The organism is Pseudarthrobacter sp. KH_020_B (genome assembly GCF_057840185.1).
The window spans coordinates 2,487,482-2,512,358 of sequence record NZ_CM174506.1; the positions used below are offsets into that span (position 1 = coordinate 2,487,482).

The following is a 24,877-nucleotide window of genomic DNA, read 5'->3' on the forward strand; positions in this document are numbered from 1 at the left end:
TTGCAGTTAAGGCATTCGCGCGGCGTGTCTCACTTCACTTAAGGCATTGGCCGCTTTTGTCTCATTACAGTTGAGGCATGGGACTCGCTGCGGCGGCGTCCGAGGCCTATGCCGGACGCAACATCGCTCCAGGCGCCCTGACGTACAGGGAGCAGTTTTCCTCTGCACCCAGGACTGGCCATCTCGCCGATTGCTGGATGATCCCGTTTGAGAACTCAGTGCCGATTCGGCGTCTTACGGCATTCAAGGGACAGCGCAATTTCGCCGGTCTCTGGTGGTGTGCCACGAACCATCGGCACGTCGGCTTTGAATCCTGGTGCGAACGCGACAATCTGATGCTTCTGGATTTCGACCCCGACGTCGTCGGGTTCTCATCCCAACCCTTCCGCATCGTCTTGCCCGACTCACTCCCCCAGATTTCACACGTACCGGACTACTTCGTCCGGCTGGCGGACGGTTCGGCCACCGTGATCGATGTCCGGCCCGACAACAGGGTGACTCCGGCGGATCAAGACATTTTTCAGGCGACGCAGGACTTGTGCGCGACCGTCGGCTGGGCCTACAGGCGCCTCGGCGGGTTGCCGGCTGTTCTTCAGGCAAATCTGCGGTGGCTGTCCGGCTACCGGCACCCGAGGTGTTTTCGGGCATCGACAGCAGTCAAACTCCTGGACAAACTCGCCGTCGATGGCCCGATGTCAATACGTAGCCTCACTGCTGCAACCGGTGACCCCGTCACGATCCTTGCACCGCTTTTCCACCTACTCTGGACGCACCGGATCGGCACTGACCTGAAACGCCGGGTCCTCCATCAGGACACGATGGTCTGGCTGAACGGCGAAGCACCGTGACGGGCGGGCGCGCCGTATTGACCCTCGGTGATGACGTTGAGCTCCGAGGGGTCCTCTACCGGCTGACCGCCCTTGACGGCGATGTCGCCATGCTTGCCGTTGCCGGCGAGGCACCTGTCGCGATCAAGGTCGGATCACTCCTTGCCGATAAGACCTTCAGGATCGTGGGAACTCGGCCAACACGGCGGCGGATAGTCGGCCCGTCACCGCTCTTCGAATCGCTGCCTGCCAACGTGCAAGAAAGAGCGCGGTGGATCGAAAGCCACATGACCGAAGTCCTGGACGGCGTCCCCTGCAACGCCGAGCCGGGTCAGACCGCCAGGAGGAGCTTTGACGTCGAGCTCACATCCTTGCGCCAACGTGAGCAGGCCAAATTGGCGGAACTTCACGAACTGGGCGAAACCATGAGCATCGGCTCGCTGCAGAGGCTGCGCCATGCCTATGAGAAAAAGGGCATCCTGGGGCTGGTTGACCGGCGACTCATCCGCCAAACGCCCTTGGCAGGCCGGACTGACCAGCGGGTGGTCGACGCCATTCTCTCAGTGCTGGAAGCCAACACCCATCAGTCCTCCGGAACCACAGACCGCCTGGTGCGCCAAGTACGCAAGCAACTCGAAGCCGATCACGGGCCGGACGTTGTTCCGTTGCCGTCGAGGGCCACCTTCCACCGCCTCATCGGCAGGCTTGCCGAGGGGCGCCACGCCACCGGCTCTGCCCGCACCCGTCGGACCCTTGCCCAGCAGCCGGAGGGGCCGTTTGGTGCCGTCCATCCGGTCAGGCCCGGGGAACTTATGCAGATTGATTCCACTCCCCTGGACATCGCCGTCGAACTCGCCGACGGCGTCATCGGGCGGGTCGAACTAACCGCCATGGTCGACATCGCCACCCGAAGCATCCCCGCAGCGGTGATCCGTCCCACGACCAAGGCAGTCGACGCGGCCCTGCTGCTCGCCCGCTGCCTGACCCCGGAACTCATGCGCCCCGGCTGGGCGGCCGCAGCGTCGATGGCCGCCTCCGCCTTGCCCTATCGGTCGATGAAATCCATCGACGAACGACTCGAAAATGCCGCGGCGAAACCGGTCATCGTGCCCGAAACGATCGTCTGCGACCACGGCAAGGCCTACCTCTCCAACACCTTCAAAAGCGCCTGCCGCAGCCAGGGCATCAGCCTCCAACCAGCCCACCCCGACACTCCCACCGAATATCCCGAGGATTCTGTTATCCCGAGTTGTTGCCGCGCTGTGCCTGTGGGAGCGGCCTTGGGGCGGTATTCCTCGGGATAACTATTTGAGTCCGGCGAGGCGGAGGATCAGGTCGTCAGGTCCTTTCCAGATGGGGGCGAGGTCGGGTGTGGTGCTGGCGGCTTTCTGGATTGCCTCGCGCACCATCTGGTTATCGGCCGAGGCGTAGATGCTGGTGGTGGCAATGTTGGCGTGACCGAGGAATTCTTTGATGTGGGGAAGGGGCACGCCGGCGCGCAGCATCTGCATGGCGCGGGCGTGCCGCAGCTGGTGGGCATGGATCCGCCCGGGAATCTCCGGACAATGCTCTCGCGCGGCTGTGGCGTGCTTGTTCAGCAGGTAGGTGATGTTGTCCTGGCTCATCGGTTGGTGTTGGCCTGCCCGGATCGTGTAGAAGAAGGGCGCTTCCGGTTCGGGCGTGCCGGAGTGGAACACGTTCAGGTATTGGTTCAGGTGGCGGCCGGTTTTGTCCATGATGGGGATCGTTCTGGTCTTCTGGCCTTTCCCTGTGAGCGTCACGCGCCCGCTTCCGGGGGTGGTGTCGATGTCGGAAGGCGTCAGGTCGAGGACTTCCTGGATTCGGGCGGCGGTATCGAAGATGAGCAGGATGATGGTGGTGTCCCTGAGTCCATGGCTGGTGTGTTGTCCTGGTGCTCGGATCAGCGCCTCGACGGCGGGCATGGTCAGCGCGTCGGGTGCATGGGCCGGTGCTCGGGCTGGCCGGATTTGTTTGATATCCAGCCAGATCGCGACGAGTGCCGGGTCCTCGCCGGCGCAGTAGGAGAGGAAGGACTTGATCGCGGCTACCCGTTGGTTCGCTGAGGAGGCTGCCATGTGTTTGGTATCGAGCAGCCAGGTGGTGAACCCGGTGATGGTGGCGTGGTTGATGGCGCCGAAGGTGATGTCGGCCAGCTCCAGGTGCCGTGTTTCGCGAAGATAGGCGAGCAGCGTGTTCAGTGCGGTCTTGTAGGAGCGGATGGTGTGCGGGCTGAGCCTGCGTGCCCTGGGAAGGTGGATGGTCAGCCAGGTGCGGACGAGGCGGAAGAAATCATCAGATCCCATGGGATGCCTCCGGGAGAGTGGATTCGATGCCGGTGTTGGCGAGCCTGCGCAGCTCGGGATGGAAATCGGCTGCAAGGTGGAAGTAGTACCAGGTGTCTTCGGTGCTGCTGTGCCCAAGATGAAGACTCAGATAGGCCACCAGCACTTCCGGGTCACGGCCGGCGCGCACCCACCTGTTGATGCTCTCGATCACGTGGGCGTGGCGAAGGTCGTAGGGGCGCGGCGGTGAGCCGGGGCTGGACACGACTGCCGGGCCGGCGGTGGTCAAGAGCTCGTGAAACCAATAGTCGATGCTTGATGCGTGGTAGAAACCGCCCGATCGGTTGGGGAAGAACGGCATCCGGTCTGGGTGGTACGCGCTGATCGCAGCGTCATAACTGCGGCAGTAATCATGCAGGTCCGGCGACATGAACACGAGCCGGTCCTTGTGCCCTTTGGACTCGCGGATACTGACCGTGCCCCGGGCCAGATCAACATCATTTCGATACAGCCGCCGGGCCTCTCCCGGCCGCAGGCCCAGGCAATAGATCATCCGGAATATCACCGGGATGATCAGATGCCGTTGCCAGCCGAACCCGGAGGCCCGAACCTGGTCGGCCGCGTCAAAGATCGCCCGCAGCTGCTCGCGCGAGAAGATGTGTGGGCGGTAACGGACCTGTCTGCCCGGAATGCCCGACGGGATGACATACGCGGCGACACCGAGACCGGCCATGTGCTTGGCGAGCTGCCTGACCGGGGTGATCCGTCGCATCTGCCCGTTCACGTGCTCATCGGGGCGGCCAACGGCCCATGCCATCGCCATGTCGCGGGTCAGTGTGTGCTGTCCGGGAAAGTCCCGGGCACACATCGCATCGAAATGGTGCAGGTGCCGCTCGGACCCCTCGTAGGGCAGCCCCAACGCGTGTTTGAGCGCCAACAGGCTCTGGATATGAGGGGCCAGGCTGCTGGCGAAACCGTTCACGGCCGCGCCGTCCTCGGCTCAATGCCAGCGAAATCGAGACAGCATTCCCGCATGCGCCTTTCATCGGCCGCGAGATAGTGCTTTGCCGAGTCGATGCCCCGGTGACCGAGCGCGCCGGAGATTACCGGCAACGGAGTGCTGCCTTCGAGCATCCTGGTCGCGAAGGATGCCCGCAGCACGCGGAAACCGCGGCCAGTGCCGTTCGGTGCAGCTGTCTCGGTGCGGGCAAACGCATGCGAGGCCACGTTATACAAACCGGACGAAGGTGACAGGCCAACGTACGGGGCATGGGCTCGCAGAAACACGTGATCGTCGGCAACACCGGCGGGCCTGCTGTGGAGAAGATAGTCAGCGATCGCCTCCCCGACATCGGCCAGCAGCGGCAACGTCAGCACAGTCCCCGTCTTATGCTGGGTGAGCGCGATCTGTCCCTGCTTCCAGTCGATGTCGCTCAAACGCAAGCCCACCATGTCAACAGGGCGCAGGCCTGTTCTGGCCGCCAGCAGCAGCAAGGCCCGGTCCCGGCGGCCGGACGGTTTGGCCACGTCCGGCGAGTTCGTCAGTTCCTCAATACGGTCGGGCGGGAGCGCAACGGCAGAATTGACCCGCCTCGAGAACCGCGTCGGGACCGCCCGTGACAGCCCTGCGCAATAGCCCGAGTCCTCAAGAAAGCGGCACAACACCCGCACCACCGTCACCGCAGTCCTCATGCTCCCGGGCCGATAACGTCCGCCGAGAAAGACCACCGCCGCAGACACATCCGCACCAGAGAGCGCCCGAACATCGGCCACACCACGTTCGGGCAGCCACGCCAGCACCGCGCGGGACACCACTGAATACAAATTCCTGGTAGCCAACGCCAGCCCTTGATCGCCAAGCCAGGCCTCGAATTGCTCTTGAACCGGACGGAACGCCGCACTGAGTGCATCATTCGGATGAATCCGGCGAGACAACCCCCACCGGTACGTGCCTGTCCTCGCTACCTCGGACAGGACCAGGACCGATTTACGCCGCAGCTTTCGCTTCCACTCCTTGATCCGGCCCTCCCGGTGCTCTGCAGCGACGGCCTGCAGATACAAGGCAACGACGTCCTCCGTGAACTCGTCAACGCCCTCCCGGGAACAGAACTTCTCGAACTGGGACCATGCCCACCGATACTGCATGTGCGTCGATGGCGCATGCCCAAGGCCACTCATTGCAGCATCCGCCTGCACGATCAGCCCGGCGATAGAAACATTCATCTCCTGCTCACCTCCAAGTGAAAATCAATAGAGATGAGTCAACGAAAACACGCGATGGTTATCCCGAGGAATACCGCCCCAAGGCCGCTCCCACAGGCACAGCGCGGCAACAACTCGGGATAACAGAATCCTCGGGATATTCCGTGTAATCCCGAATTCGGGATTAGAAAGACAAGCCCGTCATCGAGCGGACCCTGCAGTCCATCGGCACACTCTTCGCCCAGTACGTTACCGGCTACCTCGGTTCCTCCGTCGAGCGGCGCGGCAAGAACGCCGAACACCAGGCCGTTTTCTCACTGCTGGAAATCCAGGACCTCCTCGACGAGTGGATCGTGACCGGCTGGCAAAACCGCCCTCACGACGGACTGCGGGACCCCTTCACCCCCTCCCGCGTGCTGACACCTAACGAAAAGTACGCGGCCCTGCTGGCCGTCAGCGGCTACGTCCCGGTCCCCCTCGGGGCAGAGGACTACCTCGAACTGATGCCGGCTGAAACCCGGGTCATCAACAGCTACGGCGTGAAAAACCGCCACCGCGTCTACGACACCGCCGACCTGAACCCCTACCGCGGACAGAAATCCGGAATGAAAGCCCTCAAGGACCTGTGGGAGGTCAGGTACGACCCCTACGATGCCGGTTGCGTCTGGATCCGCAACCACCACGACGGCGGATGGATCACCGCCTTCTTGCGCCAACTCTCCGCCTCTCCCCAACCCTTCGGGGACGACATCTGGAACTACGGACGCCAAATCGTCGCCCAACGCGGCATCACCAGCCCCTCCGAGGAAACCATCAAGGCCGCCGTCGACAAGCTGCTCGACAAAGCCTCGCCGCCAGCGCCGCAACGGAAGAGAACACGGAAGGACCAACGAGCAGCCGCCCGCAACACCGCCGCAGCGACTGCCCAACGCCCGCGCACCGATCAACCACCAATAAAACCGGCCCCGCAACCCGAAACAGCTGCCGGATCATCGGCGGCACAAGTCGCTGAAGCCCCGAAGCTGGCGAAGATCATCCCGCTGAAGATCTATGACCCACAGAAGAAGGCCGACGAATGGTGGTAGAAGCAGCAGAGCTCCCCAGCACCAGCCGCGCGCCGACCACCACCCTGCAGGGATGGCGGAGCTTCGTCACTTCCGTCGCGCCCACAATCGAGATGCCCGGGACCGCGGCGCTGGCGGCAATGAGCTCCTCACAGCGGGAACGATACGACGAGCAGCGCATCAGCTACCACTCCGAACTCGTCATCGTGGAAACCTCCACCGTCCGCTCCATCACCAACCAGGGCCGGCTGTTGATGATGCTCAACCAACGCGAAATCAGCGCCCGCCGCGGCCTCGTAATCTCCGGCCCCTGGGCCTCCGGCAAAACCACCGCCATCAAACTCCTCGGCAAAACCCACGAACTCCTCATCCGGCGCAAGTACCCCACACAGCGGGACCGTATTCCCGTCGTCTACATCACCACCCCGCCGAAAGGCTCCCCGCGGAAACTGGCCAGCGAATTCGCGAACTTCCTCGGCCTTCCCCAACGCCCGCGACAAAACGTCACCGACATCGCCGACGCCGTCTGCCAGGTCCTCAGCAACGCCAAAACCGACCTCGTGATCGTCGACGAGATCCACAACTTGAACCTGGCCACCAGCGCAGGCGAAGACATGTCCGACCACCTCAAATACTTCACCGAACACATGCCCGCCACCTTCGTCTACGCGGGCATCAACGTCGAAAACTCCGGCCTGTTCACCGGGCTCAGAGGCCGGCAGATCTCCGCCTGCTCCGTACTGAAAACCACCGGCCCGTTCCCGCCCACGGAGGAATGGGACGCCCTCGTGGCAACCCTCGAAAACGGCCTGCGCCTGCACCAACACGACCCCGGCACACTCACCGCCCAGGCACAGCATCTGCACTACCGCACCGGCGGCAGCATCAGCAGCCTCTCCCACCTGATACGCCAAGCCGCCATCATGGCAATCCTCACCGGCACCGAGAAAATCGACCGCGAACTGCTCAATGAGACCAGCATCGACCACGCCGCGGAATCCCTCGCACCACGCCCACCCGCCGCCACCGCATCCCCACGATGAAATCCGCGGCTGCCTTCAAGAGCCCCGCCAGGCCGCTGCCCCGCCCTATCCGCCCGTTCATGGACGAGACCACTCCCTCCTTCATCCGGCGGCTCGAAACCGCCAACGCTCTCCAGCGGGGGCAGCTCAGAACGCTCCTGAAGAGCAGCCGCCGACCATGGATCGACAGCCTGGCGGTTTGGACGGGCTGCGACCCCGCAGTGATCGTGCTGGCGATGCCACAACTCGGCCTGCACGACCCTGATCCAGCACTGCGGCAAAAACTGGCAGGACGCCCCACCCGCACAACCCACACCGTGGCCTGCCACCGTTGCACGCTCGCCCGTGGCGCAGGACCGTACATCGAGATCTACAGCACCCACGAAAACGTCATCTGCCCGCGCCATGATCTCTGGATCGGAGAAGGGGTCACCGGCCCCACCGACCAGTTCGCCATCCGTGCCAGCCCGGAAATCATCTCGGCATGGCACCACCACAGGAACCTCATCACCCGGCACGGACGCTCCGGAGTGCGCAAGGCCTTCCACATCGCCAACGTCATCAACTGGCGCTGGTACGACCAGTTCCAACACTTCACCGCCGCCACGGACATCTACGACGCCTTGGCAGCCGACCAGCGCGGGCATGACACCAGCCACGCCGTCGTGGCGGCCTCGCTATGCCCCTCCATCGTCAACCTCACCGCCGCCATGGGATCGCCCCACTGGGCCCAGATAGCGCATTCAAGAAGGCCTGACGCATTCCTGGTCAGAGTCAGCGAAGAAGTCACCGAAGGTTGGATCCCTAAGGGATCCTTCGACCCGCTCCGCCAGTGGATGACCGAAGACTGGCTCCCAGGATTCCGCGGATCCGACACGTTTCTCCCGCCCAAACCCCAACGATTGACGCCCATTACGAAATGAGCCTGAACCGGCTCCAAATTCTGTCCCACATAAGGCCCCCCGGATTCTGTCGGTCGAAGCAACACCTTCTTTCAAGGTGGTTCGCCATGTATCTCAGTTCCTCGTCAGCAGCCGGTATCCGGTTTCTTGCCTCGGTGAAGCAGGGGCATGGTCTCAAACCGTCCGCCCGACATGCTGGCATTGATAAAGAGGTCGGTTACCGCTGGCTGCGCGAGGAATACTTGCGCCTGCGTCGCGAAGGCAAGACTCCTGCGGAGACGACGGCGGAGCTTGGGTTCACCACGTCCCGGCTGCAGGCGTGGGAAGCGGACGTCGGCCAGGTCAAAGACCGCCATCACCTTCGGGTTGGCGTCGACGAGGAGGCCAGCTTTTGGGCGGCGTTTGATCATGGGAAGAGCCTTGGGGAGGCAGCTAAGACGGCGGGAGTGAGCCGTTCAACGGCGTATCGGTGGATGCAAAGTCGCTTCGACCGGCTGCGTCAGTCCAAGGTGACCGTTAGTCGGTGCCAGGGCCAGTTGCGCCTGACGGATCGCCTCTGTCTGAACTTCGAACGCGAACGATTATCGCGACAAGCGAAAGAGCGGAATGCGGCGACGGCGGCGCAGCATGCCGCGGTTCTCTCCTCCGGCCGGTATGCAGACCAGATGCTCGGTGCGGTGCCCTCGGAGGCGCTGCAGCACCGTGCTGCACGGGCCGAGAAGTATTGGCAGCTGATGCGCAACGGGGTGAGCAACGCAGAAGCCTGCAGACTTCTTGGTATGCACAGAAGAACAGGGACGCAGTTACGGCGAGCCAGCAATTTCAAGATTCCATCCATCACAGTGCCGGCCTTAACCGTGGGCCGCTACCTGGATGCGCGGGAGCGGTTGCGGATCGCGGACCTGCTGCGGCTGGGGCACTCGATGCGGCGCATCGCAGTGGAACTTGGCCGTCACGCCTCCACGATCAAACGGGAACTGGACCGTCATCGGGACGCTCAGGGCCTCTACCTGCCCCGTACTGCCGACCATGACGCCCGGCTGCAACGGGCCCGACCGAAGGTGCACAAGCTCGTTGCCAACGCCCGGCTGCGCACTCTCGTGCAACGCAAGCTCAACCGTTTCTGGTCGCCGGACGAAATCTGCGGGTGGATGAAGAAGACCTACCCCGATGACCAGGCGATGCGGTTGTGCCCGGAAACAATCTACCGGGCATTGCTGCTGCGTGAGGACCACGGCCTGCATCAGCGATATGCCATGAAGCTGCGCACCGGTCGACGGATCCGCAAGACCCGCTGGCGTACCCGCACCGGGCAGGGATCGAGGATCCGCAACATGACCATGATCAGCCAACGGCCTGCCGAGGTCGAAACCCGTCTCGAAGCTGGCCATTGGGAAGGAGATCTCATCGTCGGTCTCGGGTCAGTTTCGGCGATGATGACACTCAGGGAAAGGAAAACCCAATACGGCATCATTGTGAATCTGCCCCAGGACCACACTGCCGCGAGCGTCAACGCGGCCGCAATCAGCGCGTTTGCGACGCTGCCAACACACCTGAAACGAACACTTACTTGGGATCAGGGCGTCGAAATGGCCAGCCACGAGGAACTAACAACGAAGACCGGGGTTCCTGTCTACTTCGCCGAACGCTCCAGCCCCTGGCAGCGCGGGGCAAACGAGAACTTCAATGGGCTGGCCCGCCAATATTTCCCAAAGGGCACCAACCTCGCCGTTCACAGCGCTGAGCATGTCTCCCACGTAATGCGGGAACTCAACGAACGGCCACGAAAGACACTCGCCTACGACACCCCGGCGGCACGATTCAAAGCCGAACGTACCGCGCCGTCAGCCGCATTGCGATAACCTCAAAACACCGGGGAAAACGCCCCCGTATCACGCATCTGTTGCGTCGACCCTCAGAAACCGCCGCCCGCTCACCGGGCATTTTCTCGGGCCGGTTCTACGGGAATCGGACGGCCGCGGAAACGCGGCGACCGTGATCCGGAAATTTTGGGTGGCGCTTGCGCCGGTGAAGGACCGGTCTACGGGACGGTTTGAGCTGCCCATACGGGATGTCCCTTATGGGACGGTGCGGCGCAACAACTCGGTAGCGGAGGGCCGGTGGAGGCGAGCGGGGCGGTGTCTGGTAGCGTCGGGCAACGAACATTTGGGGGAAATATTGAACAACGAATTTACGAGGGTAACCCCTGACCGACCACGCCTAGCCGTGGTCTTGGCTACGATCTTCTGCTCGCTGGCAATTCTGCCCGCGATTCCAACCACCCTTCTTGCTGGGGCCACCATCGTTTCCGTGCTCACCAGGACCGGGGCTACGTTGAACCAGGCGCTGCAAGTCAGCGCCGTCCTGGCAGCCTTCATAGCTGGCCTAGTGGCATTCGTGATGATGCGACGAAGTGTCACCGCCCGTAGGACCTGGGTATGGGCATGCTTGGCCATCATCCTCGGCGGAGCGGCATCCGCCCCGGTCGTTTGGAGCGTCGCACAGAGCTTCGTCGAGGAGTGGTGCGAGTATCAGCCGGGTGGCAGAGGCAATGCCGACATTGGCTCGCTTGATGAAATACCGGCTGTGTGCCGCTAGGCCCCGCGAGGGTGCGTTTACCTGCCTCCTATCAAAGGAAGTGAGCGCCCCGGCGTACGACTAGAAAGCAGCGGAGCCTATTCCATTGGGGAACTGCCCGTTACGCGTTCGATTAACGGGGCTGCCGCAGCTTACTCACCAGTGGCCGCCAACGCTCGTCGAAATCGATGCTCGCAGTGTCCATTCAGATAACTGTGCCGGAAATAGTAAATGATTGACCTATGACTGATAACTGGAGCATTGAGGATGCCACGTTCTACGGTGCCGACATACTTTGCGGAGATGAAGTACGCTTTCGCGCTCTCTCGGAAAACGATCTGCCGATGCTGGACAAGTGGTGGGCCCTGCCAGAATGGGCAATCCTTCAACAGGCCACCATCAAACCGCGTCCCGAGGGCTCGACGGCGGACATGTTCCGGCAGTGGAGTACGAACACCACTGCCGGAAGCGCCGGATTCAGCATTGAGACACTCGGCTCGGGAAACTTCATCGGACACGTAACGCTCTACGGGGCTTCGATGCCCGAAAGAGCCGCAACCCTTGCGATTATCATCGCCCCCGAAGAAACGGGAAAAGGCTACGGCACGGACGCCGTGAAAACGGCGATCAACTATGGGTTCCTCCAGATGGGTCTCAACCGAATCGAACTACGCACATGGGCCTTCAATAAGAGAGCCCGGAACGCATACTCCAATGCCGGATTCACCGAAGAGGGACGACTCCGTGAAGTGGTTTTCTTCAACGGCGCCCACCACGATGCCATCGTCATGAGCATCTTGCGGAGCGAGTGGGAGACACTTCGTCAACCTGATGCATTGGCGGCTTCGAATTCAGAATCACCGCAGTTGGTTCCTTACTTAGGAAAAGCGTCCCAGTAGACGTTCCCCTTACGGGACACCATCCGGGGACCGGCACGCGGGCACACCCAATGTTGAGGTCGTCAACTGAGGCTTGGAGCGCAACCAACGCAGGTTTCTGCGATTTAGGTCAACTGTAGTGAGACAAGGGCATTCATTTTGTCTCACTACAGTTGACCCAACCGCCCAAATTCAGGCCCTGTTGGTTCAAGTTAGATGAGCCAGGACAGCACTGGCTGCGGACCAGCCGCGCCACAGCCAAAGCCGGGCCGTGGTCGCCGCATCGCTCTACCCGTCCATCGTTTCGCTGACCGCCGCCATAGCATCCCCGTTCTGGGCCCGAATCGCGCACTCACAGCACCCAAACGCGTTTCTGGAGAGAATCAGCGCCGAAGTGACCGACGGCTGGCAGCCACGAGGTGCTTTCGACCCCCTGCGCTACTGGATGGACACGGATTGGCAACCAACTTCAAAGGTGCGGATGTCATTCTCCCACCAGGTTCGACCCGGCATGGCCGGCGCCCACGGCCGAACGACGCGATGCAACGGGGCCTGAACCGCGGCAAGAGCCGCTAACGACGGTCCAGTTCCAACCAACGAGGACCGCTGCTCCGGTTAGGGGCGGTTGAGAAATGTGCGGGGAATGAGTTTGCGACGATTTCCGCTGAGCGGGCGTTTTGCCTCGGGTCGTTCACCGTCCAGGCACTCGACCGGAGCAAACCCCGCGATCGTCTCCGGTCTCGGATCTTCATGTACGGGGCGGGTGTTTGCCACTACCGTGGGGGCATGGCGAACGTGGTTCTCGTAGGGGTTGACGGTTCCCCCGGAAGCCAGGCGTGTGTGGATTGGGCATTGTATGAGGCCATGGCACGTGGCTGGAGGATCTGGTTCGTCCACGTCGTTCCGTTATCTCCGGTCGTTGACCCGAGGGTTGAGTCGGCCTATCTCCGGGGGGCCGGTCGCCAAGCGGAGCAGTTCTTTGAACCGCTCCTGGCCGACGCCGGGGACAGGGGCGTGCAGGCAGAAAGCCAGGTTATCCGGGGAAGTGCCGGTGACGTCCTGATCAGGCTCTCGTCCCGGGCCGGTTTGGGCGTGGTCGGGCGGCGGAACAAAACCGGGCTTGGCTTTCGGTTGGGCAGTGTTTCATCGGCTCTGGCAGCACATTCCCACTGCCCCACAGCTGTCGTTCCTGACCGGAATTTGATTCCTGGGGTCACCGGTCCGGGCGCGGGTAGATTTGCAGGGCAGGTTGTAGTGGCCGTGGAGCACGGTCCCGAGGCCGTCGCGACGGTATCGGCCGCCGCCGACGTGGCCTGGCGGCACGCAGTGCCTCTGAACATCGTCACAGTCGGTCCGGCCGGCTCTGACGATGCCGGTGAGCCCCGGTTCTCGGACCTGTTTTCCCGCGTCCGGCGGAAGTATCCGGAACTGGCGTGCAACACCCACATCCTGACAGGGAGCCCAGTGCGTGAAATCACGAAAGCTGCCCGGGATGCACACCTGCTGGTGATCGGTACGCGCGGCATCAGCGGCCTGCCCGGTCTGATCCGCGGTTCGGTTAGCCAGGCACTGTTGGAAAGCGCCTCAGCTCCGGTTCTGGTCGTCCCCACGGTGCAGCATGGATAGGGTTGCCCGGCCTGGTTCTGTTCCTGCAGCGTCCGGGTCGGCCAGGCGCGACGGTCTCCCGATACGCCCCCTGCAGAAACCCAGCCGCCGTGCGGCGCCCCCTCCTGGGTGACGGTAGGATTGGCTGCACTATGGATGACCCTCCCTCACATATGCCCTTGCCCCTCAACCTTCTGACCGGTTTACCGGCCAACGCGGGAGAGGGGCGCCCGAATGTATGAATGGATCATGATCGGGATCGGTCTCATCCTCACCGTCGGCACGGGGCTGTTCGTCGCCTCCGAGTTCGCACTGGTGAACCTGGACCGTAACGATCTGGAAGCCCGCCAGGCCCGTGGCGAGAAGCGCCTCGGCCCTACAATCAAGGCCCTGAAAATCACCTCGACGCACCTTTCGAGTGCGCAACTGGGCATCACCCTCACCACACTGCTCACCGGCTACACTTTCGAACCGGCCATCAGCTCGCTGCTGCGCGGCCCATTGATCGCCGCAGGGCTCCCCGAAGGTGTTGTGCCCGGGGTCGGGGCTGTGGTGGGTATTTTCATTGCCACCGTCTTCTCCATGGTGATCGGTGAGCTGGTGCCCAAGAACTTTGCCTTGGCTCTCCCGTTGGCGACCGCCAAGGTTGTTATTCCGTTCCAGGCCCTCTTCACGGCGGTGTTCAAGCCTGTCATCCTGCTGTTCAACAACACCGCCAACAAGATCATCCGGTCCTTCGGGATCGAGCCGAAGGAAGAGCTCTCCGGGGCCCGCAGCGCAGAGGAACTCAGTTCCCTGGTCCGCCGCTCCGCACTCGAAGGGGTCCTGGACCTTGACCATGCTGCCCTGCTGCACCGCACGCTCCGGTTCTCGGACCACAGCGCAGCGGACGTCATGACCCCGCGGGTGCGGATGACCGCCGTCGGTTCCGACGATACGGCCGAACAGATCGTCAGCCTTGCGACCTCGACAGGTTTCTCACGGTTCCCGGTCATCGGCCGCGACCGCGACGAGGTCCTCGGAGTGGTGCACGTCAAGCAGGCTTTCGCTGTGCCGTTGGAAGAGCGCGGAAACGTGCTTGCTTCCGCGCTGATGATCGACCCTCTCCGCGTGCCCGAATCCATGGGCGTCGACTCTCTCCTCGCCCTGCTGCGTAAGCAGGGCCTCCAGGTGGCCATCGTCTCGGACGAGCACGGCGGAACCGCCGGCATCGTCACCCTGGAGGACCTCGTGGAGGAAATCGTCGGTGAGCTCGAGGACGAACACGACCGGGCCCGCGCGGGCGTCGTCCGGACCGGCCACTCCATCACCTTCGACGCGTCCCTCCGGCCGGACGAGCTCCTGGACCGGACGGGCATCACCGTTCCCGACGGCGAGGAATACGACACCGTGGCCGGGTTCGTGACCGACCAGCTCGACCGCATTCCCGAACTCGGTGATGAAGTCCCTGTCGACGGCGGAAGCCTCAGGGTCGAACGCGTGGCCGGCACGCACGTTGAGCGCCTCAGATTCACCCCGGACGGTACCGCGGAGGCGCCCCAGAGTGCCCATGACCGGATCATTGACAACCTCACGCAGGAGCTGACCCATGAGTGAATACCTTCCCGGCATCATCTGGCTCGTCGTCCTCCTGGTCGTGAACGCCTTCTTCGTCGGCGCCGAGTTCGCCGTCATTTCCGCCCGGCGCTCCCAGATCGAACCCAAAGCCGAGGCCGGCAGCAAAGCCGCGAAGACCACCCTCTGGGCCATGGAACACGCCACGCTCATGCTGGCGACCAGCCAGCTGGGCATCACGGTGTGTTCGCTGGTGATCCTGAACGTCTCCGAACCTGCCATCCACCACCTGCTGGAAATCCCGCTCGGCCTGACCTCCCTCTCCGGGGAGGCCATCGGCATCATCGCCTTCGTCACCGCCTTGCTGCTCGTGACCTTCCTGCACGTGGTCATCGGCGAGATGGTCCCCAAGAACATCTCCTTCTCCGTCCCGACGCGCGCAGCGCTGATCCTGGCCCCGCCCCTGGTCATGGTCGCCCGCATATTCAAGCCCGTGATCTGGACGCTGAACGGGATCGCCAACTCCATCCTGCGCCTCTTCAAGGTGGAGCCCAAGGATGAAGCCACCAGCGCCTACACCCTGGACGAGGTCGCCAACATCGTCGAGCAATCCACCAGGGACGGCATGCTCACTGACACCAGCGGAACGTTGACTGCCGCGTTTGAGTTCACCACCAAGACAGTGGCCGACGTGGAGGTTCCCATCAGCGAGATGGTCCTCCTTCCTGCGTCCTCAACGCCGGCGGACATCCAGCGCGCCGTGGCCGAGCACGGCTACTCCCGCTACATCCTTACCGACGAGGCCGGCGTACCATCGGGCTACCTGCACCTGAAGGACGTGATGGACCTGACGACACCGAAGAATTTCAGCCAGCCCGTGCCGGCCAAACGGATCCGCCGCCTCGCCTCGGCCTTCAGCGGCAGCGAACTCGAGGACGCCCTGGCGACCATGCGCCGCACCGGCGCCCACGTCGCCCGGGTCTTCGACGCCCACGGAAACACCACCGGAGTGCTCTTCCTCGAGGACATCATCGAAGAACTCGTCGGCGAAGTCCAGGACGCCACGAGCACCTAACCAAGTCCGGCCGACTTCACTGTCGGCGATAAGAAGTACAAAGGGTGCGGCTCCCTCGGAGCCGCACCCTTTCTCTATTAATCCGGGAGTCAGTCTTTCTTTTTGAAAGCGTCCTTGATTTTCTCGCCGGCCTGCTTCAAATCCGACTTGGCCTGGTCGCCCTGGCCTTCGGCCTTGAGGCGCTCATCTCCGGTTGCTTGGCCGGTGGCCTCTTTGCCCTTACCGCCAAGTTTCTCGGCAGTGTGCCTGATCTTGTCACCCAAACCCATGGTGTCGCTCCCTACGGTCTGCTCCCGTCGGCGCAGACCGCCGGCGGCTAACCATTCCATCGTATCCACACCGGGACCGGATTGACCCCGCGCCGTCTGGCCCATCGAAGGCACCGGGCAGCGGATAAGATCAGAGTATGCCCGGACCCGCAGACGTTCTTGGCCCCATTCTGGAACTGATGACCTGGGTAGGGTTCGTTCCCGGCATTCCGATGCTCATCACGGGTTGGGTCTTGGCGCGGCGCCGCTGCCTGTGGACCAGCACCACCGCCGAAGTCTTCGAAGCCGGCAGATACAAAGGTTTCCGCTGGTCCGACAGCACAAACACTCTGCACCTGTCCCTGTACGCCCCTGCAGAGGGCCGAGGTCTGGAGGCCGGTAACCGAATCGAGCTACATTACGATCAGTGCCACCCTGCCCGGTGGAGCGTGGACTCGCCCCGCCGAGATAACCCCGTCCTGATCGTCGGCTGGATCCTGACCGCGGTGGGAATCATATGCACCGTGGCAGGCTTCTTCCTGCTGATGCTCTGACCCGGGACCGGTCCGTCCCTGCGCCCGGAGACACTCAAGGTGCTCAAGCCGTCCCATTCACGGGCGTCACCCGGATCCGTGCAATGCGCAGCCGGTCCATCGCGGTCACAGTCAGAACATAACCGGCTACCTCCACCCGGTCCCCGACGTGGGGCAACCGGCCCACGCGGTCCATGACGAACCCGGCGACTGTCTCGTAGTGGCCCTCCGGCAGCGTTATGCCAGACGCTGACGCGAACTCCTGCAGGATCAGGCCGCCGTCGACGTCAACCGATCCGTCGCGCACGTCGATCCGGTCCTCGTGGTCAGCCCCGGTGTCGTACTCGTCATAGATTTCACCGACCAGTTCCTCCACCAGGTCTTCCAGGGTGACGATGCCGTCCGTGCCCCCGTATTCGTCCACGACCAGCGCGATGTGCTGACCCAGCCTGCGCATCCGGGACAGCGAAGGCAGCACTTTGTTCGTCCCCGGCAGCGGAAGAATCTCACGGGCAATATCCTTCACCATCCTCTGGTCATACTTTTCGTCCCGGGGCATCAGGTCACGGATGTGGACGAAACCAATGACATCATCCGGGGTCCTGTCAATCACCGGATACCGCGAGTACGGGCCGTCCCGGGCTATGGTGCGTGCGGCCGCTATGCTCAGGGTCCCATCGATGAAGGTCACCTCGGTGCGGGGGCGCATGACCTCCTGCAGCGAGCGGTTCCTGGCACCGAAGACATCGGTCAGGATGTCTTGGCTGTGTTCTTCGAGCTCGTCGCTCTCGGCAACCATGTTCCACAGTTCCTCGGAGCTGATGCTCTCCCGTTTTGCGTTGGGGTCACCGCCAAACAGCCTGACCAGGGCATTGGTTGAGACGGACAGCAGCCAGATCGCGGGCCGCATCATTGTCGAAAGGGTAATCAGCGGCGGGGCCAGGACCTTCGTGAAGCCGACCGCGGACTGCATGGCCAGCCTCTTGGGCACCAGCTCACCCAGCACCAGGGAAAGGTAAGCCACCAGCAACGTCATGCCGATAAAGGACACAGGTTCAGCCGCGGAACCCAGCCCCGCGCTTTCCAGCAAGGGTTCTACATCGGGGGCAATCGTGGACGCACCATAGGCTGCCGAGAAGAAACCCGAAAGCGTCACGCCGATCTGAACAGTTGAGAGGAAACGATTGGGATTCCGGGCCAACGCGGCAATCCTGTCGCCGCCCTTCCCAACCTTTTCGATCCCGCGGACCTGGCTCTCCCGAAGGGACACCAGCGCCATTTCCGTACCGGCAAAGACTCCCCCCAGCAGCACAAAAAAGAGAACCAACAGGAAATTGACCAACGTGCCGCTGTCCATGACCCGACACTACCGAACCAACCGAAGGTTGAGGCTCGGCGGTAATGGTGCCGACTGGGGATAATCGGTGCCGGACAAGATAGCGAGGGAGCGCGAGACAGCTCCGGCGATGACGGGGTCCGCTGCCCGTGGTGCCCGAATCGATCATGTCCGGAGACCTAGATCCAGCCGATTTGCGTCAACTGTAATGAACATTTCTCGACAGACTCGTTTCACTACAGTTGACGCACCGGCTGCCAAAGGCTGGGATATGCGCCAACTTAGCTGACACCGGACATCATCATCTAAAGTGACGCAATCTCAACTTAGTTCGAGGATTGCAGCGGATCTGCGCGACAGTGACCTCTCGGGCGTGGACCTGCTCGGCGCAGACTTCAGGGATGCACGGCTCGAAGGCACCGATCTGTCCCAGACCTTGTTTCTGACTCAGCCGCAGCTCAACTCCGCCATAGGCAGCCGCACAACTCTTCTGCCGGTGGATCTGGAAATGCCCGCGCATTGGCAGTAATTGTCGGCCATAGTCGGTATCGTCGAGCCCATGGACACCGACGGCGCTGACATCCGACCCTTCCGCATCCAGATCCCGCAAGCCGACCTGACCGCCCTGAATGACCGGCTGGCCAACACCCGCTGGCCCGACGAACTGCCCGACGTCGGCTGGACCTACGGCGTTCCCGTCAGCTACCTGAAGGGGCTGGCCGAGTACTGGCGAACCTCCTACGACTGGCGCACCTATGAGGCGAAACTCAACGGCTTCCCGCAGTTCACCACCACCATCGACGGGCAGAACATTCATTTCCTGCACGTCCGCTCCCCCGAGCCGGACGCGCTGCCGTTGATCATCACGCACGGGTGGCCCGGCTCCATCGTTGAGTTCATGGACATCATCGGGCCGCTCACGGATCCCCGAGCCCATGGCGGCAACCCGGCCGACGCGTTCCACGTCGTCGCCCCGTCCATGCCCGGGTTCGGATTCTCCGGGCCGACGCGGGAGGCAGGGTGGGAGATGTCGCGGATCGCCCGCGCGTGGGCGGAGCTGATGAACCGGCTCGGCTATGAGAGGTACGGCGCCCAAGGCGGCGACACCGGCTCGGTGATCTCACCCATACTGGGCCGGATCGACTCCGGCCACGTTGTGGGCGTCCATGTCAACGGCGGCCTCGGGTTCCCCACAGGAGATCCGGCCGAGCTGGCCGGCCTGAGCGAAGCCGAGCAGGCACGCCTCGCAGGCATGCAACGTCAGATGCAGGACGGCGCGGGCTACGCGATCATCCAATCCACGCGGCCTCAGACGCTGGGAGTCGGGCTCGCCGACTCGCCCGCCGGGCAGCTCGCCTGGATAGTGGAAAAGTTCAAGGAATGGACCGATCCCGCCGCCGAACTGCCCGAGGACGCCGTTGACAAGGATCTGATGCTCACCAATGTCAGCGTGTACTGGCTCACCGGCACGGCCACGTCTGCGGCGCGGCTCTACAAGGAGGCCCAGGCCAGCTGGGGGCAACGGGAAGAACGATCCGAGGTGCCCTCCGGGGTGGCGGTGTTCCCCGGCGACTTCGGGATCCGTGCGATCGCCGAGCGGGACAACAACGTCATCCACTGGTCGGAGTTCGAGCGCGGCGGCCACTTCCCGGCCATGGAAGTCCCCGATCTCCTTGTCGATGACGTGCGCACCTTCTTCCGCGGACTCCGCTGACCCCTGCAAGCTGTGACGCCGGGTAGGGCCCGGCGTCACAGCCATCCAGCTGCGCGGTCCTGACGACGAGTAAGCACTTGACCTGTAGGCATAGCAGACGTAATTAGCAGGGAGCAATTGCAATGACTTCACGCACCATCACCATTGTGGGAGCCGGCCATTCCGGGCTGCAGCTGGGTATCGGCCTGCTCGCGCAGGGCTATGACGTAACCATCGTCTCCAACCGGACCCCGGAGGAGATCCACGGCGGCCGGGTCAGTTCAAGCCAGTGCATGTTCGGCCAGGCACTGTCCCACGAACGTGCGCTTGATCTAGACCTGTGGTCCAATGCCCCTAGCGTTGACGGCATATCCTTCACCATCCCTCATCCGGAGCAGGCCGGGGCAAAGGCGTTTAGCTGGGCCCATCGGTTGGATGCGCCAGCGCAGTCCATCGACCAGCGGGTCAAGATGCCGGAGTTCATGGAGGTTTTCGAGTACCGGGGCGGCCACCTCCGTTTTGAGGACGCGGGGATCGAGGATCTGGAACGCTATGCGGCGGCAAGCGATCTGGTCCTGGTGGCCGCCGGCAAGGGCGAAATCTCACGAATGTTCGAACGCGATGCGGACCGAAGCGTCTACGACGCGCCGCAGCGCGCACTGGCCCTGACGTACGTCAATGGCTTGGCGCCACGTCGGGAGTACTCCGCTGTGTGCTTCAATCTGATTCCGGGCGTCGGCGAGTACTTCGTTTTCCCTGCCCTGACGACCACCGGGTCCTGCGAAATCATGGTCTTCGAAGGCGTGCCCGGCGGCCCCATGGACCGGTGGCAGGGCCTGAGCCCGCAGGAGCACCTGGCCCGCTCCAGGCACATCCTCGAGACCTTCCTGCCGTGGGAGGCCGAACGCGCCACCCACGTGGAGCTGACTGACGAACTGGGTGTACTGCAGGGACGCTTCGCCCCCACAGTGCGCAAGCCGGTGGCCACGCTTCCCTCCGGCAAGGCCATCCTGGGGTTGGGCGACGTCGTCGTGCTGAACGATCCAATCACCGGGCAGGGTTCGAACAATGCCAGCAAGTGCGCGGCGTCGTACCTGCAGAGCATCATCGGACACGGGGACCGGGCATTCAACGAAGGGTTCATGCAGCAGACGTTCGAGACATACTGGGACTACGCCCGGCATGTCACGCGGTGGACGAATGCAATGCTGGCCCCGCCGCCGGAGCACGCCGTCCAACTCCTGGCCGCTGCGAGCACCCATCCGGAAATCGCCAAGCGCTTCACCAACGGCTTCGACTTTCCGCCGGACTTCCAGGACTGGTTCATGGACGGCTCCAAAGCGCAGCAGTACCTGGACGACGTCCAAGGCCCCGTCCCCGCCGGCTGACCGGATCTGCCCGCCCGTCAACCCCTGATGGCCTGCCTGCCCGTGGGCTGATCGACGGTGCCAGCCCAGGCCGACCACCGGTACCGCGGCGAGCACCAGCACCGCGCCCGTGGTGTTGGCGATCTTCGCAATGCTGGCCACACTGGCCGTGCTCTCAGCCTTTCGGCTGCACAAGTAGTCCCGGCACTCGTCGCCGCTCCCTTGGCCCCACCGTTCCAAACAGGGTTCCGCCACCGTTGAACGACGGGTCCGCCATCGTGCCCGACGCCCGGGCGAAACCAGCCGACGCGGACCTGTTCCAAGCAACCAAGGACGTGTCAGCAGTGTCGTCTAAGCGGCGGCCGGTCAGACGGCTCCGGGTGATCGCGCGGCAGCAGGCTGCGGCGCGGGGTCCTGCACGAGCTTCATCGACACGAGCTCGGTGAAGCCGGCGCGTCGGGCGACGCGCACCTTCCGACGCTTGTACACCGTGAAACCGAGCTTGGCATAGAGGCCGAGGGCGGGTGCGTTCGTGTCCTTGATGTCCTCGAGCACGTACTCGCGATACTCGGGCTGCGCCAGCAGGTGACGCAGCAACGCGGTCGCCACACCGCGACCCTGATGGGCCGGTTCGGTGGCGACAAACCCGATCTCGGCCAGCCCGTGCCGGGCGCCGTCGAAGGCGCGCATGAACCAGCTCCGGATCACCACGTAGCAGAGCAGCCCGCGCGCCAGCCCGAGGTGATGCCGGATCTCCCGCCAGCGCGGCGCGAACAGAGTCTGTTCTCCCTCGGTGAGCGAGGCGAGGCCGGCGGGCTCCCCGTCCACCAGCGCGATGTAGAACCGTTCGAGCAGAAGCATGTGCTCGAACGCGTCGGCCAACTTGCCGGTGTCGCGCGAGAACGCGACGAAGTCCTCCGCGAAGCTGCGCACGTAGACCTCGGTGATGCGGCGCCGGTATTCCTCGCCGAGCTCGTCTCCGCGCTTGACCACGACCATCGTCTCGACCATCCCGTCCACTCGGCTTGTTATGCACCCGTATGCATTCGACCATATGGCGCCCGTCAGCGGAAAGTGCTTGCCATCTACTACCGCCAGGTAATACCGTCTCGACAAGCGGTTGCAAACCACAATCGGAGGGGCTTCATGCTGAAGCAAGTCGCTGAGGGCGTTCTAGTTCACGCGAGCGAGTTCATCCAAAGTAATTCCGTTGTCGTACAGGGCCGGAACGGTGTGTTGCTCATCGACCCCGGCATCACGGGCGACGAAATGGCAGCACTCGCGAACGACCTTCGCGAGCTGGGCCAGTCCGTCGTGGCAGGCTTCTCGACGCATCCCGATTGGGACCACGTGCTCTGGCACGCGAACTTCGGCGACGCGCCCCGTTACGGTACAGCCCGCTGCGCGGCCACTATCCAAGATCTGCTGTCGAACGCGGACTGGAAGGCCCGCATAGCCGTGGGGCTCCCGCCAGAGTACGCCGAGGAGATCCCGATGGATCTGCTCGGTCTCATTACCGGTCTGCCCTCCGAAGCTGCGCAGATTCCGTGGGATGGCCCCAAAGTCCGCATCATCGAGCATCAGGCCCATGCCCCAGGCCATGCGGCGCTGTTGATCGAGGAACGCGGCGTCCTCGTCGCGGGCGACATGCTTTCTGACATCCTGATGCCGTTCCTCGACCTAGAGGCCGCGAATCCGATCGAGGACTACCTCGCCGCGCTGCGGCTGTTCGAGAGCGTGGCCGACGACGTTGGTGCCGTCATCCCCGGTCACGGCTCAGTCGGCGGAGCTGAGCAGCTACGAGAACGAATCGAACAGGATCGCGCGTACGTGCAGGACCTGCGCGACGGCGGTGTTCCCGACGACCCGCGTGTCGGTCCGTCGGCCACGTTGGATTGGCTGCCCGACGTGCATAGATGGCAACTCCAGCGGCTCGCCCAGAGAGCGCAGAACGAGACACCCGAATAGCGGTCGCACACCGGGCACTGCGGTGAGTCAATGGCCGACGGCGGCACTCAAGCCAGGTGCCGCCGTCGTCCGCCAACCTACCCGTCGTAGGCACTTTGCAGTGCGCCGATGTCCAGCTTCCGCATCCCCAGCATGGCCTGCATGGCGCGCTGGGCACCTTCAGGATCGGGCCCGCCGATCAGTGATCCCAGCACTGCGGGAACGATCTGCCAGGACACGCCGTAGCGGTCCTTCAGCCAGCCGCACATGCTCTCCGCGCCGCCGTCGGTCAGCGCTGACCAGTAGCGGTCCACTTCCGCCTGGTCCGCGCAGTCGACCACAAACGAGACGGCTTCTGTGAAGGTGGCTGCCGCTCCCCCGTTGAGTGCCATGAACTTTCGGCCCTCGATCTCAAACTCAACGGTGATGACCTGCCCGGCCTGGCCGGGTCCGCCCTCGCCGAACCGCGAGACGTCCAGAATCCTGGAATCGCCGAAGACGGACACGTAAAACTTGGCGGCCTCTTCGGCCTGGTTCTCGAACCACAGGCAAGTCGAAATCTTCTGCATGGCTGCTCCCTTCCGGCTAGAGCCTAGACCGGGGCCGTTCCCTGCACAACGGCCGGAGGATGCCGGCTGACCAGTCCCACGGTGTTCCCTTCCGAGTCACGGATGAAGGCCATCCACTCATCGGTTCCCGCCGGACCCAGGTTGGCGTCGGCATGGTGAAACATCACCTGCGGCAGCGCCACCACTTCCACTCCCGTGCCCTGCAGGACGCTGATGCTGGTCCGGACGTCCGCCACCCCATCTTCCATAATCCCCCACAGCCGGGCAAGCATCAGGACCGGGCCCTCAGTGTTCCGTTCGGCGTCGCCGATGCCACGGCGCTAGGCTCGAAGCCATGACCTGGACCCAGCAGCAATCCGTAACCGGCGGCAGGCGCGCCATCACCGTCGCGGCACTCTCCGACGCCGTCCTCATCCTCGTTTTCGCGGCGATCGGCAGGGACGCCCACCAGCGCGGCGACATCGTCACCGGCGTGTTCCTTACCGCCTGGCCGTTCCTGGCCGGGGCTGCCATCGCCTGGTTCGCGGGGCGGGCGTGGCGGCGTCCGCTATCGATGGCAACCGGCGTCGTGATCTGGCTCGGCACCGTTGCCGGCGGCATGATCCTGAGGGCGGTGACGGGACAGACCGTGGTCGTTGCCTTCGTGGTTGTTGCGCTGTTGAGCCTGGGGCTGTTCCTGGTGGGCTACCGGGCACTTCTGGCGCTGGTACGCAGGCTTAAAAAGTCCTGAAAGCGCCGCCGGCCACGCGTCCGGGCCACGCCTGATGACCCACCGCCCATGTAATAGGCTGGGGATCACCACAGAGTATTGCCGGGCACAGCTACGGCCAACAGATCCGGAAGGATTGAACAGTGATCACCGCATTCGTTCTGATCAAGACCGACGCCGCGCGTATCCCGGAAACCGCCGAGGAAATTTCCGCGATCCCGGGCATCAGCGAGGTCTATTCCGTCACAGGCGAATGGGACCTCATCGCCGTCGCCCGCGTCGCCCGGCACGAGGATCTGGCTGACGTCATTGCCGACAAGCTGTCAAAGGTACCCGCGGTGGTCCACACCACCACACACATCGCGTTCCGCGCCTACTCGCAGCACGATCTCGATGCGGCCTTTGCGCTCGGCTTCGAACAGTAGGACCGCCCCGTAAAAAAGTTGGGCCCGGCTGAAAAGCCGGG

General features: G+C 63.4%; 25 protein-coding genes and 1 pseudogene. 18 read left to right on the forward strand and 8 right to left on the reverse strand.

The window, feature by feature from the left end; genetic code table 11:
* The first annotated feature begins 77 nt into the window (after positions 1–77).
* Positions 78–848 carry a TnsA-like heteromeric transposase endonuclease subunit gene (locus AC3IT0_RS11385; protein ID WP_489319916.1) on the forward strand — a complete coding sequence of 257 codons (771 nt, stop codon included), beginning with the start codon at positions 78–80 and terminating at the stop codon, positions 846–848.
* On the forward strand, positions 845–2,131 hold the full coding sequence (locus tag AC3IT0_RS11390) for a transposase family protein (protein WP_489319917.1): 1,287 nt from the start codon (positions 845–847) through the stop codon (positions 2,129–2,131). The genes AC3IT0_RS11385 and AC3IT0_RS11390 overlap by 4 nt, the downstream gene beginning before the upstream one ends.
* Here AC3IT0_RS11390 and AC3IT0_RS11395 read toward each other — a convergent pair whose 3' ends face one another.
* The 3 genes from AC3IT0_RS11395 to AC3IT0_RS11405 are packed head-to-tail and all read right to left on the reverse strand — an operon-like array spanning position 2,132 to position 5,353.
* Positions 2,132–3,151 (reverse strand): tyrosine-type recombinase/integrase, encoded by a 1,020-nt coding sequence (locus AC3IT0_RS11395; RefSeq protein ID WP_489319918.1) that lies wholly within the window; start codon positions 3,149–3,151, stop codon positions 2,132–2,134.
* The gene (locus AC3IT0_RS11400; RefSeq protein WP_489319919.1) at positions 3,141–4,112 is read right to left on the reverse strand and encodes a tyrosine-type recombinase/integrase; all 972 of its coding nucleotides are present in this window, start codon (positions 4,110–4,112) and stop codon (positions 3,141–3,143) included. The genes AC3IT0_RS11395 and AC3IT0_RS11400 overlap by 11 nt, the downstream gene beginning before the upstream one ends.
* Complete coding sequence (locus AC3IT0_RS11405; protein WP_489319920.1) at positions 4,109–5,353, reverse strand: tyrosine-type recombinase/integrase; 1,245 nt, start codon at positions 5,351–5,353, stop codon at positions 4,109–4,111. Before AC3IT0_RS11405 ends, AC3IT0_RS11400 begins: the two co-directional genes overlap by 4 nt.
* A gap of 332 nt (positions 5,354–5,685) precedes the next feature.
* Between AC3IT0_RS11405 and AC3IT0_RS11410 the strand changes: the two genes are divergently transcribed.
* The 9 genes and pseudogenes from AC3IT0_RS11410 to AC3IT0_RS11450 all read left to right on the forward strand — a co-directional run bounded on the left by AC3IT0_RS11410 (position 5,686) and on the right by AC3IT0_RS11450 (position 16,009).
* The gene (locus AC3IT0_RS11410) at positions 5,686–6,417 is read left to right on the forward strand and encodes a Mu transposase C-terminal domain-containing protein (RefSeq protein WP_489319921.1); all 732 of its coding nucleotides are present in this window, start codon (positions 5,686–5,688) and stop codon (positions 6,415–6,417) included.
* A complete protein-coding gene (locus tag AC3IT0_RS11415) occupies positions 6,408–7,439 on the forward strand; it encodes a TniB family NTP-binding protein (RefSeq protein WP_489319922.1) in 1,032 nt (343 codons plus the stop codon). The genes AC3IT0_RS11410 and AC3IT0_RS11415 overlap by 10 nt, the downstream gene beginning before the upstream one ends.
* A 59-nt stretch (positions 7,440–7,498) precedes the next feature.
* Entirely contained in the window at positions 7,499–8,341 is an 843-nt protein-coding gene (locus AC3IT0_RS11420; RefSeq protein ID WP_489319923.1) for a hypothetical protein, read from the forward strand.
* A gap of 86 nt (positions 8,342–8,427) precedes the next feature.
* Positions 8,428–10,182 carry an IS30 family transposase gene (locus AC3IT0_RS11425; RefSeq protein WP_489319924.1) on the forward strand — a complete coding sequence of 585 codons (1,755 nt, stop codon included), beginning with the start codon at positions 8,428–8,430 and terminating at the stop codon, positions 10,180–10,182.
* A 957-nt stretch (positions 10,183–11,139) separates the two neighbouring features.
* Positions 11,140–11,796, forward strand: coding sequence for a GNAT family N-acetyltransferase (locus tag AC3IT0_RS11430; RefSeq protein WP_489319925.1), 657 nt, complete (start codon positions 11,140–11,142; stop codon positions 11,794–11,796).
* A 765-nt stretch (positions 11,797–12,561) separates the two neighbouring features.
* A pseudogene (locus tag AC3IT0_RS11435) lies at positions 12,562–12,906 on the forward strand (universal stress protein); the annotation flags it as partial.
* A gap of 123 nt (positions 12,907–13,029) precedes the next feature.
* Positions 13,030–13,401, forward strand: a complete 372-nt coding sequence (locus tag AC3IT0_RS11440; protein WP_489323777.1) for a universal stress protein — start codon at positions 13,030–13,032, stop codon at positions 13,399–13,401.
* A 213-nt stretch (positions 13,402–13,614) separates the two neighbouring features.
* A complete protein-coding gene (locus tag AC3IT0_RS11445; RefSeq protein ID WP_489319926.1) occupies positions 13,615–14,976 on the forward strand; it encodes a hemolysin family protein in 1,362 nt (453 codons plus the stop codon).
* Complete coding sequence (locus AC3IT0_RS11450; protein WP_489319927.1) at positions 14,969–16,009, forward strand: hemolysin family protein; 1,041 nt, start codon at positions 14,969–14,971, stop codon at positions 16,007–16,009. Before AC3IT0_RS11445 ends, AC3IT0_RS11450 begins: the two co-directional genes overlap by 8 nt.
* An 89-nt stretch (positions 16,010–16,098) precedes the next feature.
* Here AC3IT0_RS11450 and AC3IT0_RS11455 read toward each other — a convergent pair whose 3' ends face one another.
* Positions 16,099–16,278 (reverse strand): CsbD family protein, encoded by a 180-nt coding sequence (locus tag AC3IT0_RS11455; protein WP_489323778.1) that lies wholly within the window; start codon positions 16,276–16,278, stop codon positions 16,099–16,101.
* 137 nt (positions 16,279–16,415) lie between these two features.
* On the opposite strand from AC3IT0_RS11455, the gene AC3IT0_RS11460 reads away from it, so the two are divergent.
* Positions 16,416–16,811 (forward strand): hypothetical protein, encoded by a 396-nt coding sequence (locus AC3IT0_RS11460; protein ID WP_489319928.1) that lies wholly within the window; start codon positions 16,416–16,418, stop codon positions 16,809–16,811.
* Positions 16,812–16,854: 43 nt separating this feature from the next.
* Here the strand turns inward: AC3IT0_RS11460 and AC3IT0_RS11465 are convergent, their stop codons facing one another.
* Positions 16,855–18,147 carry a hemolysin family protein gene (locus tag AC3IT0_RS11465; RefSeq protein WP_489319929.1) on the reverse strand — a complete coding sequence of 431 codons (1,293 nt, stop codon included), beginning with the start codon at positions 18,145–18,147 and terminating at the stop codon, positions 16,855–16,857.
* 352 nt (positions 18,148–18,499) lie between these two features.
* On the opposite strand from AC3IT0_RS11465, the gene AC3IT0_RS11470 reads away from it, so the two are divergent.
* From AC3IT0_RS11470 to AC3IT0_RS11480, 3 genes are all read left to right on the forward strand, one after another.
* Positions 18,500–18,655, forward strand: a complete 156-nt coding sequence (locus tag AC3IT0_RS11470) for a pentapeptide repeat-containing protein (protein WP_489319930.1) — start codon at positions 18,500–18,502, stop codon at positions 18,653–18,655.
* Positions 18,656–18,685: 30 nt separating this feature from the next.
* Positions 18,686–19,840, forward strand: coding sequence for an epoxide hydrolase family protein (locus tag AC3IT0_RS11475; RefSeq protein WP_489319931.1), 1,155 nt, complete (start codon positions 18,686–18,688; stop codon positions 19,838–19,840).
* A gap of 122 nt (positions 19,841–19,962) precedes the next feature.
* Positions 19,963–21,207 (forward strand): styrene monooxygenase/indole monooxygenase family protein, encoded by a 1,245-nt coding sequence (locus AC3IT0_RS11480; RefSeq protein WP_489319932.1) that lies wholly within the window; start codon positions 19,963–19,965, stop codon positions 21,205–21,207.
* Between the two features lie 345 nt (positions 21,208–21,552).
* Here the strand turns inward: AC3IT0_RS11480 and AC3IT0_RS11485 are convergent, their stop codons facing one another.
* The gene (locus AC3IT0_RS11485; RefSeq protein WP_489323779.1) at positions 21,553–22,197 is read right to left on the reverse strand and encodes a GNAT family N-acetyltransferase; all 645 of its coding nucleotides are present in this window, start codon (positions 22,195–22,197) and stop codon (positions 21,553–21,555) included.
* Between the two features lie 135 nt (positions 22,198–22,332).
* On the opposite strand from AC3IT0_RS11485, the gene AC3IT0_RS11490 reads away from it, so the two are divergent.
* Positions 22,333–23,154, forward strand: a complete 822-nt coding sequence (locus AC3IT0_RS11490; protein WP_489319933.1) for an MBL fold metallo-hydrolase — start codon at positions 22,333–22,335, stop codon at positions 23,152–23,154.
* A gap of 77 nt (positions 23,155–23,231) precedes the next feature.
* On the opposite strand, the gene AC3IT0_RS11495 is transcribed toward AC3IT0_RS11490, so the two are convergent.
* On the reverse strand, positions 23,232–23,702 hold the full coding sequence (locus tag AC3IT0_RS11495) for a VOC family protein (protein ID WP_489319934.1): 471 nt from the start codon (positions 23,700–23,702) through the stop codon (positions 23,232–23,234).
* Between the two features lie 23 nt (positions 23,703–23,725).
* Positions 23,726–23,938, reverse strand: a complete 213-nt coding sequence (locus AC3IT0_RS11500; protein WP_489319935.1) for a hypothetical protein — start codon at positions 23,936–23,938, stop codon at positions 23,726–23,728.
* Positions 23,939–24,036: 98 nt separating this feature from the next.
* Between AC3IT0_RS11500 and AC3IT0_RS11505 the strand changes: the two genes are divergently transcribed.
* Together AC3IT0_RS11505 and AC3IT0_RS11510 are read left to right on the forward strand one after the other, a co-directional pair.
* A complete protein-coding gene (locus AC3IT0_RS11505) occupies positions 24,037–24,432 on the forward strand; it encodes a DUF3054 domain-containing protein (protein WP_489319936.1) in 396 nt (131 codons plus the stop codon).
* 122 nt (positions 24,433–24,554) lie between these two features.
* Positions 24,555–24,836 (forward strand): Lrp/AsnC family transcriptional regulator, encoded by a 282-nt coding sequence (locus AC3IT0_RS11510; RefSeq protein WP_056340053.1) that lies wholly within the window; start codon positions 24,555–24,557, stop codon positions 24,834–24,836.
* The last annotated feature ends 41 nt before the right edge of the window (positions 24,837–24,877 follow it).